Annotated in this window: 5 protein-coding genes (1 of these 5 cut by a window edge); 3 read left to right on the top strand and 2 right to left on the bottom strand. The window is 74.0% G+C overall.

Annotated features, from left to right (window positions below):
* Positions 1–371 precede the first annotated feature (371 nt).
* From WD341_RS14010 to WD341_RS14000, 3 genes are all read left to right on the top strand, one after another.
* Entirely contained in the window at positions 372–1,343 is a 972-nt protein-coding gene (locus WD341_RS14010) for an OmpA family protein (protein WP_368426088.1), read from the top strand.
* Between the two features lie 43 nt (positions 1,344–1,386).
* Entirely contained in the window at positions 1,387–2,070 is a 684-nt protein-coding gene (locus tag WD341_RS14005) for an aspartate/glutamate racemase family protein (RefSeq protein WP_368426087.1), read from the top strand.
* 148 nt (positions 2,071–2,218) lie between these two features.
* Complete coding sequence (locus WD341_RS14000) at positions 2,219–2,785, top strand: hypothetical protein (protein WP_368426086.1); 567 nt, start codon at positions 2,219–2,221, stop codon at positions 2,783–2,785.
* A 74-nt stretch (positions 2,786–2,859) separates the two neighbouring features.
* On the opposite strand, the gene WD341_RS13995 is transcribed toward WD341_RS14000, so the two are convergent.
* Together WD341_RS13995 and WD341_RS13990 are read right to left on the bottom strand one after the other, a co-directional pair.
* On the bottom strand, positions 2,860–3,195 hold the full coding sequence (locus WD341_RS13995; protein WP_368426085.1) for an H-NS family nucleoid-associated regulatory protein: 336 nt from the start codon (positions 3,193–3,195) through the stop codon (positions 2,860–2,862).
* A 128-nt stretch (positions 3,196–3,323) separates the two neighbouring features.
* Positions 3,324–19,108 carry the 3' portion of an amino acid adenylation domain-containing protein gene (locus tag WD341_RS13990; RefSeq protein WP_368426084.1) on the bottom strand. It continues 2,893 nt past the right edge of the window, so 15,785 of the gene's 18,678 nt are visible here — the last part of the coding sequence; the start codon falls outside the window, past its right edge; its stop codon occupies positions 3,324–3,326.

Raw genomic sequence — 19,108 nt, 5'->3', positions numbered from 1 at the left:
AGGCACCGGTGCTTCCCCCGTCATCCCGGACGCTAGGCGAGCCCGGAAGCCGCCAGGCTTCCGGGTGGCGAGCCTTGCGATCCGTGATCCAGCGTGCCCCGCCCCGCGCCATCCTTCCGGACCCGGCGCCGTCACGCCCCTCGAAAGGCTCGGGGCGAAGCGAAAGTGCGAGATGAGCGGCGCCGAACAAGCATTGGATCTTACACGATTCTTCGCTTCGTCCCGAGCGTGTCGAGGGGCGTGGATGCGCCGGCCGCGGGGTGGTCTCGACCGCCGCGCCGCGGCGGCCTAGACTGGGCGCGTGGCCGGCCGGCGTTGTGGGGAGCAGCGGTCGGCGCTCATCGCGAGCGCCAAGAGGGGGGCAGAAAGCCATGGCCAGAACGCTTCTCACGATCCTCGCGGCGGCGGTCGTCGCCGGCCTGGCCCTGCCGGGCGGCGCGGCGGACCTCGAGGGCGCGGCCGACCACCCGGCGATCCAGCGCTATCCCGACGCCGAGATCGTCCGCTACCAGCTCGAGGACTTCACCGACACGCACCTGCTGGTCGAGCCGGCCAGCGCCTACGGCGGCCTGTCGAAGAACCTCGACCACGCCCGGGCGCTGGAGGGCCGCGTCACGCGCATCGTCTACCGCATGCCGCCCGAGCGCAGCACGCTGGAGATCCTGCGCAACTACGAGCAGGGCCTGGCGGCCGGCGGCTTCGAGCTGCTCTTCACCTGCGCCAACGAAGCCTGCGGCGGCCGCAACTTCAACCACGCCGCCATCCCCTACAGCACCGAGTTCGCCGAGAACTACAAGGACCAGCGCTACCTGGTGGCCCGCCTCGCGCGGCCGGAGGAGGGCGACCTCTACGCCGCGCTCTACGTCGTGCGGAACACCGCCGGCGGCGGCGCCGACAAGGACCGGGTCTACGGCCACCTGGAGGTCGTCGAGCTGACCCCGATGGCGGCCGGCCTGGTGACGGTCGACGCCGCGGCCATGGCCGAGGGCCTGGAGGCAGAGGGCCGGGTCGCGCTCTACAACATCTTCTTCGGCTTCGACAGCGCCGAGCTGGAGCCCGACTCGGCCCCGGCACTGCAGGAGATCGCCCGACTGCTCGCCGACCAGCCGGATCTGGAGGTGCTGATCGTCGGCCACACCGACGGCCAGGGCGGGCTCGACTACAACCTCGAGCTCTCGCGCAAGCGCGCCGCCGCCGTGGCCGCTGCACTGGCCGCGGAACACGGCGTCGCGGCGGGCCGCATGACCCCGGCCGGCGTCGGCTTCCTGGCGCCGGTAGCGACCAACCGTACCGAGCAGGGCCGCGCGCTCAATCGCCGCGTCGAGCTTGTCGACTACCGCTGAGCCGGCGGCCGCCCCGCCGGCATCGCGCCAGGCCCCCGTCGGCGTGGTGCTGCTGAACACGCGCTTCCCGCGCCTGCCCGGCGACATCGGCAACCCCGCCTCCTTCGACCGGCCGGTGCTCTATCGCCGGGTCGCGGCGGCGAGCGTCGCGGCGGTGGCGCGCCCCGAGGGGATCGAGCCGGCGCTGGCCGAGGCGATTCTGGCGGCGGGGCGGGCGCTGGTCGCCGAGGGCGCCGCCGTGATCGCCACCAGCTGCGGCTTCCTGGGCGAGCTGCAGGCGCGCCTGGCGGCGGCCCTGCCGGTGCCGGTGGCGGCCAGCGCGCTCAGCCTGCTGCCCCAGGTCCGCGCCCGCCACGGCGCGGCGGCGCGCCTCGGCATCCTGACCTTCGACGCCCGGCGCCTGACGCCGCGCCACTTCGGCGGCCACTGGTCCGAGGACCTGCTGGTCGAGGGCCTCGAGCAGGGCCGCACGCTCTACCCGGCCATCGCCGAGGACCGCGCGGCCTTCGATCCGGCCGCCGCCGAGGCCGACGTCGCCGAGGCGGCGGCGCGCCTGCTGGCGCGCGCCGGGCGGCTCGACGCCGTGGTCCTGGAATGCACCAACATCGGTCCCTACGCCGCGCGGGTGCGCGCGGTCACGGGGGCCGCGGTCTACGACCTGGTCGGCAGCCTGCGGGCACAGCCGGAGGTCTCCACGACCGCCCAGGGAACCCGAATCCCCTGTTAGCCGTTGCCTCGGGGACGCATTTCCTCGGCATTCCCCCAATGAGGGCCCCGGAATGAGGGCCGATGCCATCGGCGGACGCTCGTCGGCATCGCCGCCTCGTCTGGGGGCAACTACACCACAGGCGTTCAGAGATCCGGATTTCTGCACTTTGGGAACGAGCGAGCCTCTCAGACCGCCCAGCCTGCCCGCCGCCCGGACGGTCCGTCCCAAGGCGGTGCGGCGCGTCGAGCCCGGAGCGCTGGAGTCGCCGCATCTCAGGGCGCTGGTCGCCTGGTACGAGGACGCCAGAGGCGCCGACGGCGGGTGGCCGCCGCGCGACGCCTTCCGGCCGGAAGCCCTGCCGCCGGCCACCCTGCCCCACGTCGGCATGGTCGAGATCGAGCCGGAGCCCTTCCGCGTGCTCTACCGGGTGCTCGGCTCGGCCCTCACCGCCCTGATCGGCGGCCAGGCGGTTTCCCTGCGCTACCTGGACGAGCTCGACTGGCCACAGCGCGCCTACTTCGAGACGACCTGGCGGGACGCCTACGCGCAGCCGACGCCGCTGTTCCTGCGCGGCCTGCAGACAATCCGCGAGATCAGCTTCGACTTCGAGTTCTGCGCGCTGCCGATCGGCACGCCGACCGACAGCCGGCGCCGCTACATCATAGGCGAGGACTACCTGGACCTAGAGGCCTGGCGCCGCGCCGCGGCCCTGAGCAGCGGCCGGCCGATCTAACCGGGCGCCCTGACGGGCAGGCAACCCCGCCCGCGCCTCGCCGGACACGGAAAGGGCTGCGCCACCCTGGCCGCTCAGCCCTGGACGCGCATCGACTCGATCTTGCCGGCGGCTTCCGCCTCGAGAACCCACTTGGGCTTGCGGCCGACGCCGCTCCAGGTCAGGTCGGGGTTCTCGGGATGGCGGAACTTCGGCTTGAGCTGGCGCTTGCCGGTCTTGCGGCCGGCCGACTTCTTGGCGCCGCCGACCAGATCGTCCAGATCGAAGCCCCACTTCGCCGCCGCGTTCCGCGCGTCCTTCAGCGCTGTCTTGCGCTCTTCCTTCTGCTTCTTGGCGATGCTCGCCTGAGCGTTGGCGATCAGCTCATTGAGTTCTTTAACGCTCATCTTGTCCAGATTGATCGACGGCATGTAGGGCCCTTTCGAATGGCATTGGGGAAATTCACGCTGAACGTAACCGTTCGGTGGAAATGCACAAGAGGCCTTTCTCGTTCCCTTGCCATTCGGCCCCACGAAAGAGAATCGGCGCGGGCGCCAACTCAATTTCCGCTTGTCGCCAGGAAGCGCCGCAATTCTTCGGCCAGTTCCCGCACCTGCGGCGCCCGGAGCAGGCTGTAATGGTCGCCGGCTAGCGTCACGCTTTCGAGATCTCCGCCGGTCGGTGTCGACCAGCCGCCCAGAGTCTCGCCGGCGCCGGAGTCCCGGGCTGCAAAGAACCTGACCCGGCCGCGATAGGGCCCCGGCAGGTAGGCGTCCATCGCCGCGGCGTTGGCCCGGAACAGGGCGAACATTCGCCGCACCTCCGCGGGCTCGATTTCCGGCGGCAGCAGCCTTTCCTGCTGCGTCCGCTCCAGCAGCGCCTCGATATCCGGGTCCGGAACCGTCGGCGGCTCGAGCCCCAGCTCCCGCGCGAAGGCCGCCAGCAGCAAGGCGCGCTCCGCGCCCGGACGATCAGCGCCCGGCCGATCCAACTGGGCGAGCCCCCGCTCCTCGAGCGTCTTCAGCGCCTCCGGCGTGTAGCTGTCGATCAGCGCCAGGGTCGCCACCTCTTCCCCGTCCCGCCGCAGGCAACGCGCCATCTCGTAGGCGACGAGGCCACCCATCGACCAGCCGCCCAGGTGATAGGGGCCGCTCGGCTGAACGCCCCGGATCGCCGCCACGTAGAGCTCGGCCAGATCCTCGATGCTTCCGGGATGCGCCCCTTCGGCCGCACCGGGGGCCTGCAGGGCATAGACCGGCCGCTGCTCGCCGAGGCTGCGCGCCAGCTCGCGGTAAGCCAGCACGTTGCCCGATCCCCCGTGGACGCAGAACCAGGGCGCGTCCGCGCCCTTCGGCTGCAGGCAGACGAGCGGCGAAGAAGAAAGCTCGCCTTTGTCGAGAAACTGCGCCTGCCCCGCGATCGTCGGTGCCTCGAAAAGCGAAGCGATCGGCATTTCCCGGCCGAGCCGCCTGTGGACGAGGCCTGCCAGCCGAACCGCCAGCAGGGAATGGCCGCCGAGATCGAAGAAGTCGTCGTAGACGCCGATCCGCTCGACCGCCAGGACCTCGCGCCAGATCGCGGCGAGATCGCTTTCCAGCGCCGTGCGCGGCTCGACCGGCGCCCGCGATTCGAAGGCGGCGAGCTGTCGCTGCGCCAGCGCCTTGCGGTCGATCTTGCCGCCGGCGGTCACGGGCAATTCCGGCAAGGAAACAACAACCGCCGGTATCATGTAATCTGGAAGCCTCTCCGCCAGCGCCGACTTCAGCCAGTGCGTTTCCGGCTCGGAGGAATCGGCATGGAAAACGACAAAGGCGACCAGCTGCTCGCGCTCCTTCACCGGGCGCAACAGCACGGCGGCGTTGCGGATAGGCTCCAGCCCCCGGAGCGCGGCCTCGATCTCGCCGGGCTCGACGCGGAAGCCCCGGACCTTGACCTGCCGGTCGAGCCGCCCGAGGAACTCGAGATTGCCGTCCTCGCGCCAGCGCGCGCGATCGCCGGTCCGGAACAGGCGCGTGCCGTCGAGCGGACTCTCGACGAACCGTTCCCGGGTCAACTCCGGCCGGTTCAGGTAGCCGAGCGCGAGCCCCGCCCCGCCGATGTGCAGCTCGCCCGGCACGCCGACCGCCACCGGCTGCCCGTAGCGGTCCAGCACGCAGGCGCTTTCGCCCGGCAGCGGGCGCCCGATCGGCACCGGCCCGGCGAAGCCCGGCTCGCGGCAGGCGTCGCCGGCCTCGTAGAGCAGGCTGGTGACGGTCGTCTCGGTCGGACCGTAGGCATTGACCAGGCGGCAGGCGCCGAGCGGGCTGTCGCGCCACAGCGACAGCGTCTCGGGCGAGAGTGCCTCGCCGCCGACGATCGCCAGGCGCAGCGAAGCGAGCGCGGCCCAGTCGGAGGTCTGGGCGGTGTCGAGCAGCAGCTCGTGGAGCAGGCCCGGCGGCAGGTCGATCACCGTGAGGGCGAGCTCGGCGACCTTGCGCCGGAAGCTCCGCGCCGACCAGAGCTCCTCCGGCCGCAGGACCACCGCCGCGCCGCTCAGCAGGCCGGGCAGGATCTGCTCCAGCGAGGCGTCGAAGGTGGTGGCGGCGAACTGCAGGATGCGGTCCCGGGGCGTCAGCCCGTAGCAGTCGCGCACCACTCGGCAGTGGTGGCCGATCGCCCGGTGCGGGATCGCCACGCCCTTGGGCTCGCCCGTCGAGCCCGAGGTGTAGATGACGTAGGCGCAGGCCCCTGGCTCGGCGGGGGTCGGCTCGGCCGGGGTCGGCTCGTCCGCGGTCGCGTCCGGCCCGGACAGATCCTCTATCGCCACGCAGGGCGGCGCGTTCTTCAGGGTCGCGACCCGCTCGCGGGCGGCGGCGTCGGCGACGAGCAGGGTCATGGCGCTGTCGTCGAAGAGGTGGCGCAGGCGCTCGACGGGATGGTCGGGCGCGACCGGCAGGTAGACGCCGCCGGCCCGCCAGATCGCCAGCAGCGCGACGACCGCGGCGGGTCCGCGCGCCAGGCAGACGCCGACGGCCTCGCCCCCGGCGAGGCCCCGTCGGCGCAGCAGCGCCGCCAGGCGCGCGCTTCGCCGGTCGAGCTCGGCGTAGCTCAGGGTCTCCCGCTCGAAGAGCAGCGCGGGGGCCTCGGGAGTCAGGGCCGCCTGGCGTCGGAACTGCGCGACGAGCCCCTCCGCCTCGGCCTCGTCGCCGCTGGTCGCCCCGGCCAGGGGAACGGCCGGCAGCGCGTGCGCGCGCAGGCTGGCCTGCGGCCGGCTGGCGAGGGAGTCCAGCAGGTGCAGGTAGTGCGCCATCAGCCGGTGCAGGCTGTCGGCGCGGAACAGCGCGGCGTCGTAGTCGATGCGCAGGCGGAAGCCCTCGGCCTCGCGGGTGACCTCGAGCGCGAGATCCTGGCCGCCTTCCTGTTCCAGGCCCGGCAGCAGTTCGACCGGCGGCAGCGCCCCGCTCGCCGCGCGCAGCGCCTGCAGGTCGGCCTGCTGGACGAAGTTCTGGTAGGCGAAGACGACCTGATAGGGCACCGCGCCGGCCTGGTCCTGGGTCAGCCTCAGGGACTGCAGCAGGGTCGGAAAGGGATAGTCGGCATGATCGAGCGCCTCGGCCAGGGTCAACTGCAGGTGCCGCAGGAAGTCCGCCGCCGCCTGCTCGCCGGAGAGCCGGCTGCGCAGGACGACCGGGTTGACGAAGTAGCCGACCGACCCCTCGAAGCGCTCCTCCGGCCGCCCCGCCGTCGGCATCCCGACCAGGATGTCTTCCTCGCCGGAATAGCGATGCAGCAGCAGCTTGAGCGCGCCCAGGAAGACCACCGAGAGGTTGACCTGCAGCGAGCGGGCCAGGGCCTCGGCCCGGCGCGCGAGCTCAGGCGCCAGGCTCGCCTCGTGGCTGGCGCCGGCGCCCGGAACGGCCGGCCGCGGGTAGTCGCCGAGCAGGAGCTGCCCCGGCAGGTCGCCGGCGAGCTGTCGCTGCCAGTAGGCGAGCTGGGCCTGCGCCCGGCTGCCGGCCAGGAAATCCTGCTGCCAGCGCACGAAGGCTCCGTAGCCGGCCGCCATCGGCGGCTCCGGCAGCGCCCCACTCCCAAGGCGGCCGTAGGTTTCCAGCAGAGCCTTGACGAGCAGCATGGCCGAGCGGCCGTCGAAGACGATGTGGTGGACCAGGATCAGCAGGTAGCTGCGCTCGCCGGCCTCGGGCGAGAGCAGCAGCACCCGGAGGAGCGGCCCCCGCTCCAGGTCGAAGGGTTGCCGGCTGCGGGCGCGCAGGAGCTCGAGGATCTCGGCCTCTGAGACCAGGGCGGTGCGCTCCTGCTCGAACTGCAGCCGGGCATCGGCCGGCACCCGCCAGGTCAGCTCCTCCTCCTGCCGCCCGAAGACCGAGCCCAGCACCGGGAAGCGCCGGAGCAGCAGCTCGCAGGCCCGGCGAAGCCGCCCGGCGTCCAGGCCCGGGCCGAAGCGCAGCGCGACCGGCACGTTGTAGGCGCTGGAGCGCGGATCCAGCTGCTGCAGCAGCCACAGCCCCTTCTGCCCCTCGGACAGGGGCAATGGCGCCTCGCCGCCGGCGGCTTCCGCCACCCCCGGGTCCTCGGCCGCGACCGGCGCGGGCTCGTCCTGGCGGGTGGCGGCGAAGGCCGCCAGGGTCGCCGGCGAGGGATGGGCGAGCAGGTCGCGCGAGGAGAGCGTCACGCCGAAGGTCTGCTCGAAGCCGCGGCGCAGGCGCGTCAGCGACAGGGAGTCCAGGCCCTGGTCGAGGAAGCTCGCGGCCGCGGTCACCGCCTCGGCGGCAAGTCCCGTCAGCTGGCGCACGCCCTGGGTCAGGTAGCGCTCCATGTTGTCCTGCAGCGAGCACGCCGCGTCGAAGGCGAAGGCCTCGGCCGGCGCAGCCTCCGCCTGCGGCTGGCCGCCCGGCAGGAAGCCCTCGCCCAGCCAGTGGCGCTGCCGCTCGAAGGGGTAGGTCGGCAGGGCGGCTCGCCGCGCCGCGCCATCGATATGCAGCGCCTGCCAGGCGATACGCGCGCCCCTGGCCCAGTAGAGAGCGAGCTTCTCGAGGTCGCGCTCGGCCAGCAGCAGCTCGAGCGTCGCCCGCCCGGTCCGGCCGGACAGCAGCTGCCGGATCTCCGACGCCTCGTCGTCGCCCGTGCCGCTCTGGATCGCCGCCGCGCCCTCGCCGGGCTCGCCCAGGAAGGCGCGCAGGGTGCGGAGCAGCTGCTCCCGCCCCTCGACCACGAAGGCCAGGCGGTGCGCCATCGCCTCGCGCCCGGTCTGCAGGGTGTAGGCCAGGTCGGCGAGCGGAAGCTCCGGCCGCTGTTCGAGGAACTCCAGCAGGCGCCGGACCTGGACCGCCAGCTGCGCCGCGGTGCGGGCCGACAGCGGGATCAGCTGCGGCGCATTCTGCGGCGCCCGCGGCGCGTCCTGCGCGGGGGCGTCGTATTCCTCGAGGATCAGGTGGGCGTTCGAGCCGCCGGCGCCGAAGGAGCTGACCGAGGCCCGCCGCGGCTGCTCGCGCGGCTCGCCGCCGTCGAGCGAGATCACCGGCCGCCGCCAATCCTCGAGGCGGCGCTGCAGGCGGAAGGGCGTCTGCGCGAAGTCGAGGTTCGGATTCAGCGGCTCCGCCTTGATGGTCGGCACCAGCTGGCGGTGGCGCAGCTGCAGGACGACCTTGATCAGCTGCGAGATGCCCGAGGCCGCCTCGGCATGGCCGATGTTCGACTTGACCGAGCCGATCGCGCAGAACTGCCGGTCGTCGGTGAAGCGCCGGAAGCCCTCGCTCAGCGCCCGGAGCTCGATGGCGTCGCCGAGCGGCGAGCCGTTGGCCGCCGACTCGACGTAGGAGAGGCTGCGCGGGTCGATCCCTGCGCGCGCGAAGTTGCCGGCGATCAGGTCGGCCTGGGCCGAGGCGCTCGGCACCCGGTAGCCGTTGGACTGGCCGGCGTGGTTCACCGCCGTCGACTTGATCACCGCCAGGATCTCGTCGCCCTCCTCGAGGGCCGCCTGCAGGGGCTTGAGCAGCACCGCGCCGACCGCCTCCGCCGGCAGGTAGCCGTCGCCCTCGCCGAAGCTGGTGCTGTCCGGGTGGCTGCCGATCAGCTGGGCGGCGGACAGGCCGACGTACTTCTTCGGGTGGATCGTCAGGTTGACGCCGCCGGCGATGGCGAGGCGGCACTCGCCCCTGAGCAGGCTCTCGCAGGCCATGTGGACGGCGTTCAGCGCCGAGGAGCAGAGCGTGTCGACGGCGACGCTCGGGCCCTGGAAGTCGAAGAAGTAGGAAACCCGGTTGGCGATCGAGCTGGGCGAGGAGAGGACCAGCAGGGACTCGCGCAGCAGGTCGGACTGGAAGGCGTGGTGCTGCTGGGTCATGGAGCCGACGAAGACGCCGACCCGCGAGCCGCCGAGGCGCTGCAGGGTCTCGCCCAGGTAGCCGGAGGATTCCAGCAGGGTCCAGACCGTCTCCAGGAACAGCCGCTCCTGCGGATCGAGGAGCTCCGCCTCGCTGGGCGTGATGCGGAAGAAGGCGGCGTCGAAGCGCTCGACTTCCTCCAGGAAGCCGCCCCACTTGCAGTAGGTCTTGCCGGCCCTCGTCCTGTCGGGATCGAAGTAGGCGCCGTGGTCCCAGCGCGCCGCCGGCACTTCCGTGATGCAGTCGCGACCCTGCGCCAGGTTCTGCCAGAAGGCCTCCAGGTCTTCGGCCTGGGGGAAGCGGCCGGCCATGCCGACGATGGCGATATCCCGGGTGGCCGCCGCCGGGGCTGCCGCCGGGAGCGGCGGCGCGGGAACGGCTTCGGACGGCGCCATGGCGGGCGGGGGCGCTGCTTCCGGGGCCGGCGGGGCGACCGGCGAGGGAGCCGCTGGGGGCGCCGCGTCCGGGGCCAGGTCGAAGAGCGCGGCGAGGCGCTCGCCGTGTGTCCCGGCGAGATGGGCGCTGACCGCCTCGATGGTCGGGTACTCGAAGAAGAGCGTCCGGGAGAGCGGGCCGAGCAGCTTCTCCAGGTCGTCGGTCAGCTTCATCATGGAGACGGATTCGAGGCCGTACTCCTCGAGCGGCACGTCCTCCTCGATCCGCTCGGAAGGCAGCTTCAGCATCTCCGAAAGCCGCGTCGCGATGGTCGCCGCGATGCGCTCGGCCAGCAGCGCCGAGTCGCTCCCCCCGCCCCGCGCTTCGGCGGCCGGCGGCGCCGCGGCGGGCGCCTCCACGACCGGCGCTTCCTGCGCCGGCGCGTCGCGGTCGGCCGTTTCCGCCGGCCCGCCCAGGAACAGCCCGCCCAGGAACAGCCCACGGAGACGCGGCCCGTCGCCCTGCAGCACCAGGATCTGGTCGCCCTCGGCGCCGAGGGCCCGGTAGAATGCGGCGATCCCGGCCGCCGTCTCCAGCGGCAGCAGGCCGGCGCCGCGCCACATCTGCTCCTGGCTGCGGGCGTCCAGGGTCATGCCGCCGTCCCGCCACAGGGGCCAGTCGAGGGAGAGCGTGCGGCCCCGTGGCGGCGGGAGGCCGGCGTCGTCGCTTGCCGCCCCGGCCGCCAGCCGGTTGCGGTGGGCGGCATAGGCGTCGAGGAAGGCGTTGGCCGTCGCGTAGTCGCCCTGCCCCGGGTTGCCCAGGGCCCCGGCCAGGGAGGCGAAGAGGACGAAGAAGTCGAGGTCCAGGGAGCGGGTCGCGCGGTCGAGGTTGACGACGCCCGAGACCTTGGCGGCCAGCACCTCGCGGAACTCGGCCGCGCTCTTCCTCAGCAGGAAGGCGTCGCGGGTGATCCCGGCGCTGTGCAGGATGCCGTCGAGGGCGGGCCGCCCGGCCGCCCGGCCCTCGCGCTCCAGCTCCTCGACCAGGGCCCGGACCGCCGCCGCGTCGGCGACGTCGAGGCGGCGGTACTCGACCCGGGCGCCCTCGGCCCGCAGGGCCTCCAGCGCCGCCGAGCGCGGCGCGTCGAGCGGCGAGCGGCCGGTCAGGATCAGGGTCACGTCCGGGACCTGCCGGACGATCTCGCGCGCGAAGATCAGGCCGAGGCCGCCGGCACCGCCGGTGATCAGGTAGACGCCGCCCTGCCTCCAGGCCGGCGGGGCCGGCCGCGGCTCTGCCTCCAGCTCGGCCCAGCCCGGCACCTCCCGGCGGCCCTGCCGGTAGCGAACCTGCCGGTCGGCCGGCGACCCTCCGTTGGCGCGCAGCAGGCCGGCCAGGGCCTCGGGATCGAGGGCGAGCGCGGCGGCGTCGAGCTCGATGACCTGGCCGACGACCTGCGGGTTCTCCATGGCGGCGGTCTTCAGCAGTCCCGCCAGGGCGGCGCAGAGGCTGCCCGGGCAGGCCGACCCCGGGACCTCCTCGCCGATCACGACCTGCAGCAGCACCGGCGCCGTGGGCTTGCCGCGGAGCAGCGTGGCGAGCGCCTCGAAGACTTGAAGGGCATAGTCGCCGAAGCAGCCGTCGAGGGTGTCGCTGTCGGAGGCGAGCGGCGTCACCGCCAGGCCCGGCAGCGCCGGCGGCCGGCCGACCGCCAGGATCCGGTGCTCGCCGTAGGCGGGGGCGCCTGCCGCGGGGATCTCCTGCGCCCGCCACAGGGGCCGCGCGAGCAGCGTCTCCGCGGCCGGCTCCTCGCGGCGCGCGGCGGGCGCCGACGCGGCGGGCGTCGCCGGGCGCGAGGCGGTCTCGGGCAGCGCGATCCAGTAGCGCTCCCGCGCGAAGGGATAGGTCGGCAGGCTGATCCGTGCCGGCGGCTCCTCCGTCTCCGGGTAGAGCCGGCGCCAGTCGAGCGCGGCGCCGCCGACCCAGGCCGCCGGCAACTCGGCGAGAGGCGCATCGGCGGGGCCGGCGGGCGCCGCATCGGCGGAGCGGGCGCGACCGACCGCAAGGCCCGACCGGTCGCCCGCCAGGAAGCGCTCCAGGCGCTCGGCCAGCGCCGGCAGCGAGACCGCGAGGAAGGCCAGGCGATAGGGCATGGCCTCGCGCCCAACCTGCAGGGTGTAGGCGAGGTCGCGCAGCGAGGGACCCTGCCCCGCGCCCGTCCCGCGCTCGCGAATGAACGCCAGGAGGCTGTCCGCGTAGTCGCGCAGCTGCGCCTCGGTGCGGGCCGAGAGCGGGATCAGCGCAGGCGACTCGGCGGCCGGGCGGCGGGCCGCCGGCCGCTCCGCCGGGACGTACTCCTCGACGAGCAGGTGGGCGTTGGCGCCGCCGGCGCCGAAGGAGGAGACGCCGGCGACCCGGCGATGGCTCCGGCCGTCGATCACCGGCGCGGGCCAGGGACGGAGCTCCCTGTTGACCCGGAAGGGCGCCGAGGCGAAGTCGATGTTGGGGTTCGGCGTCTCGGCGTGCAGCGAGGGCGCGATCTGGCCCTCGCGCAGCTGCAGCAGCACCTTGGTCAGGGCTGCGATGCCGGCCGCCGCCTCGGTGTGGCCGATGTTCGACTTCGAGGAGCCGATCCAGCAGGCGGTGCCGGGCTCCCAGCGGCGGCCGAAGGCCCGGGTCAGTCCGGCGATCTCGATCGGGTCGCCGAGCCGGGTGCCGGTGCCGTGCGCCTCGAGGTAGCCGATCGCGCGCGGGTCGATCGCGGCCTCGCGCAGGGCGCGGTCGATGACCGCCTGCTGGGCCCGGGGGTTGGGCACGCTGTAGCCGTTGGTCCTGCCGCCGTGATTGAGCGCGCTGCTCTTGATCACGCCGTAGATGTGGTCGCCGTCGCGCTCGGCCTCGGCGAGGCGCTTCAGCAGGACCACGCCGACGCCCTCGCTCGGCACGTAGCCCTCGCCGCCGGCGCCGAAGCTCTCGCACTTGCCGCGCGCCGAGATGAACTGCCCGGCGCTGAGCAGGCTGTACTTGCTGGGATGGACGTTGAGGTTGACGCCGCCGGCGAGCGCGAGGTCGGTGCGCCCGAGCCTGAGATCCTGGCAGGCCAGGTGGATGGCCGTCAGGGAGCTGGAGCACATGGTGTCGACCGCCATGCTGGGGCCGTGCAGGTTGAGCGCGTAGGACGCCCGGTTGGCGATGCTGGCGTAGAAGTTGCCGAGGTTGACGTCGCGTCCCTGCAGGCGCGCCTCGAGCCCGAGGAGCTGGTACTCGCCGTACATCACCCCGGCGTAGACGCCGACCTGCGCCGGCAGGTCCTCCTCGTCGGCGGCGCCGGACGGCGGCTTCTGCAGGTCCTCGCGGCGGTAGCCGGCGTCCTCCATCGCCATCCAGGCGTGCTCCAGGAATATCCGCTCCTGGGGGTCCATGTACTCGGCGGCGCCGGGCGAGATGTTGAAGAACAGCGGGTCGAAGCAGTCGGCCTCGGCGATGAAGCCGCCCCACTTGCAGGCATGCTGCCGACCGCCGTCTTCGCCGTAGAAGGCGCGCCAGTCCCAGCGCTCCGCCGGCACCTCGGTGATGCAGTCGCGGCCGTCGCGCAGGTTGCGCCAGTAGTCATCGAGGGTGCGCGACTGCGGGTAGCGCCCGGACAGGCCGACGATGGCGATGTCGAGCGGCCCGGCGGCGCCGGGCGTCGTACCGGCCGCAGGGGCGGCTGGACGCGGGCTTGGCTCTTGCCGGGTCGCGGACACCTCGATCAGGGGGGCCTCGATCGCGCGCATCGACGGCAGGCCGGCCGGCTCGTCGGCGGCGAAGAGCGCCAGCAGCTGCGGCCGGTGCGCCTCGAGGAAGTGGTCGACCAGCTCTCCGAGCGTCTGGTACTCGAAGAAGAGCGTCTTCGACAGCGCGCCGAAGGGCTGCTCCAGGGCCGTTGTCAGCTCCATGACCATCATGGAATCGATGCCGTAGGAATCGAGCGCGTCGTCCGCCCGGATCTCCTCGACCGGGAACTTGAGCGCCGTCGACAGCAGCTCCTTGAAGAAGGCGACGGTCCGGCTTCTCAGCGCGGCGGCCTCGAGCGGCGCAGCCTCCTCGCGCCGGACCTGCGGCTCGGCCGCGGCCGGACTCGCGGCGGCCGGCTTCGGCTCGGCGGGCGCGGCCTCGACGAGCCGCGAGGTCAGGCCGGCGATCCGCACCTGCACCCGGCCCTGGTCGTCACAGAGGTCGATGTCGAGCTTGCGCACCCGCGCGCCCGGCAGGCTGCCGGCACGCGGCCGCACCCAGGCCCAGGCCTCGGCGGTGCAGGCGCCGAAGACCTCGAGGCTCTCGACCGCGAAGGGCAGCGCCAGAGTCGGCCCGGCCCCCGGTTCCGCCGCGGCGCCCAGGGTCAGGCCGATCGAGGCCTGCAGGGCCGAGTCCAGCAGGCAGGGGTGCAGGACGTAGCGGTCGAGCGTCGCGGCCAGGGCGGCCGGCAGCCGCAGCCGCGCCAGGACCTCCTCCTCGCCGACCTGCAGCTCCTCGAGGCCGCGGTGGCCCGGCCCGTAGTCGAGCCCCGCCGCGGCAAAGGCCGCGTAGCACTCCGCGGCCTCGATCCTCCGCGAAGCGGTCCGGGCGCGCAGCACCGGCAGGTCGAGCCGCGGCGCCTCGGCGGCCGGGCCGAGCGAAACGGCGCCGCGGCCGTGGACCTGCTGCTCCCCGTCGCCGGCCTCGTCCGCGGCCCGGCTCGACACCTCGTAGCGCAGGCCGCCGGCCTGGTCCGGCGTCAGCGTGACTTCGAGCCGGCGCGGCCGGTCGACGACCGCGGGGGCGACCCAGACCACGTCCTGCAGCCGCACGACCCCCTCCGGCCGCGCTTCGTCGGCCGTCGCCAGGGCCAGGGCGGCGCGCGCCATCTCCAGGTAGGCGACCCCCGGCAGCACCCTGCGGCCCTGGACCCGGTGGTCGGCGAGGAAGAACTCCTCGCCGCTCAGGAGGCTGCCGAAGCGGGCCTGGCGCAGGGTCGAGAGGTTCTCGTGGACCAGGGGATGCAGGAGGCTCGCGGCGGCCGGGCTTGCCGGCGCCGCCGCCGGCCGCGCCTCGATCCAGTGCCGCTGCTCGGCGAAGGGATAGCCGGGGACGGAGATCCGGCGCGGCCGGCGCGGATAGCAGCCGGCCTCGCCGTAGAGCCGCTGCCAGTCGAGGTCCAGCCCCTGGACCCAGAGCTCGAGCAGGCGCTCGAGCTTGCCGCGCCGCATCCACTGGCCGAGCGCCTCCTGCAGGTCCTCGTCGGCGCGGAAGGCCGAGAGCAGTCCCCTGCCCTGCTTCGCCCGCCCGACGAGAAGTCCCGCGACCGTCTCTCCGCCGTCCTCCAGGAAGGCGCGCAGCCGCTCCTCCAGCTCGGCCAGCGAGCGCACGACCAGCCCGAGGCGCTCCTCCATCGGGTCGCGCCCGATCTGCAGCGTGTAGGCGAGGTCGGCAAGGCTGATATCCGGCCTCGCCGCGCCGCCCGGTCCCCGCGCCGGTTCTTCGTCGGGCGAGCCCGCCTCTTCCTCCAGGCGCAGGCGCAGCGCCGGCTCCCGCTCCAGCAGGGCGGTCGCGATCGCGGCGAGGCTGTGGTTCTCCAGGAAGGCGGCGGCGCCGAGCTCCAGGCCGAGGGCCTCCTGCAGGGCCGTCTGCAGCAGCGTCCTCTGCAGCGGCTCGAAGCCGTAGCCGTCGAGGAACTGGGCCGGGTCGAGCTCCCGCGGCTCGACGCGCAGGATCTCCGCCGCAAGGTCCCGGAGCCGCCCGCTCAGCAGGGACTGCGCCGCCGAAGCCGCCTCGCCCGTCTCCGCCTCGCCCGTCTCCGCCCCGCCCGTCTCCGCCCCGCCCCTGCCGAGGAAGGCGAGCAGGGAGGCGGCATAGGCCTTCAGGCGCTCCGGCGTCTTGGCCGAGAGCACGACCGCCCGCGGCAAGGCCTCCTCCTCGGACGGACGGTCTGCAAGCGCCTGTTCCCGCGGGTACTCCTCGAGGACAAGGTGGGCATTGACCCCACCGAAGCCGAAGGAGCTGACGCCGGCCCGTCGCGGCAGGGCGCGGCCCTCGGCGTCGCGCAGCGCCGTCCAGTCGCGCGTCTCGCGGACCAGGTAGAAGGGGCTGCCCTCGAGCCGGATGTAGGGGTTGACCTCCTCGCAGTGCAGGCTGGGCACCAGGGTCCGGTGCTTCAGCTGGAGCAGGACCTTGAGGACGCCGGCGACGCCGGCCGCCAGCTCCAGGTGGCCGATGTTGGTCTTGACCGAGCCCAGTCCGCAGTGGGCTTCCGCCGGCGCCGCGGCCCCGGCGGCGCCGTAGAGGTCGCGGAAGGCCGTCTTGAGCCCCTCGACCTCGATCGGATCGCCGAGCGCGGTGCCGGTGCCGTGGGCCTCGATGTAGCCGACCGTGCGCGGGTCGATGCCGGCGCTGGTGTAGAGCGCGCGAAGCAGGTCGGCCTGCGCCTTGGGATTGGGCGCGGTCAGCGACTGGGCGCGCCCGCCGTGGTTCTCGGCCGAGCCTCGGATCACGGCGTAGATCGGGTCGCCGGCCGCTTCTGCTGCCGTCAGGCGCTTCAGGAACAGCATGCCGACGCCCTCGCCGCGGACGTAGCCGTTGGCCTGGCTGGAGAAGGACTTGCAGCGCCCGTCCGGGGACAGCATGCCGGCCTTGGCGAAGCTGAGATGGGTTTCGGCGCTGATCAGCAGGTTGATCCCGCCGGCGATGGCCTGCTCGCACTCGCCGCGGGCGAGGCTGGAAACGGCCCGGTGGATCGCCACCAGGGCGCTCGAGCAGGCGGTCTCGACCGGTTCGCTGGGCCCATGGAGGTCGAGCAGGTAGCTCAAGCGGTTCGGGCCGATCGAGCCGATGACCCCGGTCGAGCTGTAGGCCTCGGTCGAGGCGCCGCTGCGCGCCATCAGGTCGCCGTAGCCGCTCGCGGCGGTCGCCACGAAGACCGCCGTGCTGCTGCCGGTCAGGCTGCCGGGCGCGTAGCCCGCGTCCTCCACGGCCTTCCAGGCGTACTGCAGCAGCAGGCGCTGCTGCGGGTCTATCAACTCCGCTTCGCGTGGCGAGATGCCGAAGAAGCGCGCGTCGAAGTCGCCCACGCCCTCGATGAAGCCGCCCCAGGGGCTCTCCGTCGGCTCCGGCCCCGCCAGCCGACCGGCCGGGAAGCGGGTGATGCAGTCCCGCCCGGCGGCCAGGTTGCGCCAGAATTCCTCGAGATCGCGCGCCTGCGGCAGCCGCCCGCTGATGCCGACGATGGCGACGGCGTCGGCGTCCTCTTCCGTGCGGACGGCCCGCGCCGGCGGCGGGACCGCCTCGACGGCAGGCTCCTGGCGCGCCATGGGCGCCTCGAGGGGCGCTGCGACGGTGAGCCCCAGCGACTGCGCCAGCGCCGGTCCGTGGTCGGCGGCCAGCCGGGCGGCCAGCGCGGCGATCGTCGCGTGCTCGAAGAAGAGGGTCGGGGTCAGGTCCAGCCCGTGCGCCTTGTTCAGGCGGTTGGAGAACTCGGTGAGCGTGATCGAGTCGAAGCCGTAGTCGCTCCATTCGGTCTCGGTATCGAGGTCCTGCAGGTCGAACTGCTGGAGCGCCGCCACGGCACGCAGCAGCATCTGCTCGATGCCGGCCTGCCATTGCCCGGCCTGCGGTCCCACGGGAACTTCGTCGTCGGCCGGCGCCGGCTCCGCCACGCGCGTCTCCGCCGGAATCGCGGGCTCGGGGGGCGCCGACAGCAGGGCGCGGAGGCGCTCGGGCGCGCCGTGCAGCACCAGCACCTGCGGGTCCGCGCCGGCGATCGCCGCCTCGAAAGCCTCCAGGCCGGCGTCGCTGGGCAGCGGCTCGAGGCCGGTCGCCTGGCGCATCATGTCCAGGGCGGCGGGCTCCATGCGCATCCCGCCCTCGGCCCAGAGCGGCCAGTCGAGGCAGAGGCTGCGGCCGCGCCGCCGGCCTTGCCGCACCAGCGCGTCGCGCCACTGCGCGAAGGCGTCGAGGAAGCCGTTAGCGGCCGCATAGTCGGCCTGCCCGGCGCTGCCCCAGGCGCCGGCCGCCGAGCCGAAGAGCGCGAAGAAGTCGAGGTCGAGCGCCGCGGTCGCCGCGTCGAGGTGCAGCGCCCCGGCGACCTTGGGCGCCAGCACCGCCTCGAACTCCGCCGCCGTCTTGCGGACCATGAAGTTGTCGCGCAGCAGGCCGGCGGCGTGCAGCACGCCGTCGAGACGCCCGTGGCTCTCCAGCAGCTCGCCGACCAGCGCCACGACCTGCGCCCGGTCGGTCACGTCGAGCTGCCGGTAATGCACCGTCAGGCCGGCCGCGGCCAGGCTTTCGAGCCGCGCCTGCGTGGCGGCGTTGGGCGCCGAGCGCCCGCAGAGGACCAGGGTGGCGCCGCCAACCTGCGCGGCGAGCCGGCGGGCGAAGAGCTGCGCCAGTCCGCCGCCGCCGCCGGTGACGAGATAGACGCCCCCCTCCTTCCAGGGCAGGCCGGCCCAGGGACGTTCGGACGGGCCCGTGGCACGCTCGGCCTCCTGCCACTCCAGCACTTGGCGCCGCGCGCCGCGGTAGCGAACCTGTGCCTCGGCCGGGTTGCGGCCCTCCGCCAGGAGCCTCGCGACCAGCCCATCCGCGGTCTCGACCTCGATCAGCTGGCCGAAGACCCGCGCGCTCTCGCGGTTGGCCGTGCGCAGCAGCCCGGTCAGGCCGGCGAGCAGCCGGCCCTCGCCCCGCCCCGGCACGACGACCTGGACCAGGGCGCGCCCCTTGCCATCGAGCGCCGCCTTGACCGCCTCGAAGAGGCCGAGCGCCACCTGCCCGTACCACTCGCCGGTTGCCCCGCCCAGGGCGAGCCGGGTGCAGGTGGCGCCGGGCAGCCCGGCGGCGATCTCGGCCTCGAGCCCCGCCGGAAAGAACTCCTGCAGGTCGCACAGCAGGACCTGCCGCCGGGCCCAGGCGGGCTCCCCGGCAGTGGCCTCGGCCGGCCGCTCGACCCAGGCCGGCCGGCACAGCAGGGTCTCTGCCGCCGGCTCCGGCGCGGCGGCGCGCGGCTCCGGCGTGCGCGAGGAGAAGCCGCGCAGGCGGGCGCAGACACGCCCCTCCTTGTCGGCGAGGTCCAGGTCGAGCTTCTGCAGGCGGTCGCCGGGGCCGCTGCCCTCGGCGTAGCGGATCCAGGCCCAGAGCGTCGCCGGCAGCGGCGCCAGCAGCTCGAAGCTGTCCAGGCCGAAGGGCAGCGCTGCCGCGGGTCCTGCCGCCGTCGAGGTGCCGTCGGGCAGAGCCTGGCCGGCACCCGCCATCAGGCCGATGCAGGCCTGCAGGGCCGAGTCCAGCAGGCCCGGATGAAGCGCGAAGGCCGGCGCCTGGGCGGCCCCGCCGGCAGGCAGCGCCAGCCGTGCCAGCACCTGGGGCCGGGCCGCCGCGGCGCCGGCCGCGTCGGGCTGCGAGAAATAGAGGTACTCCAGGCCCTGGTGGCCAGGCCCGTAGGCGATGCCCAGGGCCGCGAAGGCCGCATAGCAGCGCGCGCCCTCGAGCCGGAAGCGATCGGGCTCTTCGCCGGCGACGGCCCGGCGCAGCGCCGCCAGGTCGAAGCGCTCCGGCGCCGGGGCCGGCGCCTGCTGGACCGCCCTGC

The organism is Tistlia sp. (assembly GCF_040905785.1).
Classification (GTDB): domain Bacteria; phylum Pseudomonadota; class Alphaproteobacteria; order Kiloniellales; family DSM-21159; genus Tistlia.
This window is presented reverse-complemented; position numbering and strand designations above follow the sequence as displayed.

What these genes read in the sequence shown, in the direction of transcription:
- WD341_RS14010 (WP_368426088.1), top strand. Translation starts at nt 372, where the DNA reads ATGGCCAGAACGCTTCTCACGATCCTCGCGGCGGCGGTCGTCGCCGGC.
- WD341_RS13995 (WP_368426085.1), bottom strand. Translation starts at nt 3,195, where the DNA reads ATGCCGTCGATCAATCTGGACAAGATGAGCGTTAAAGAACTCAATGAG.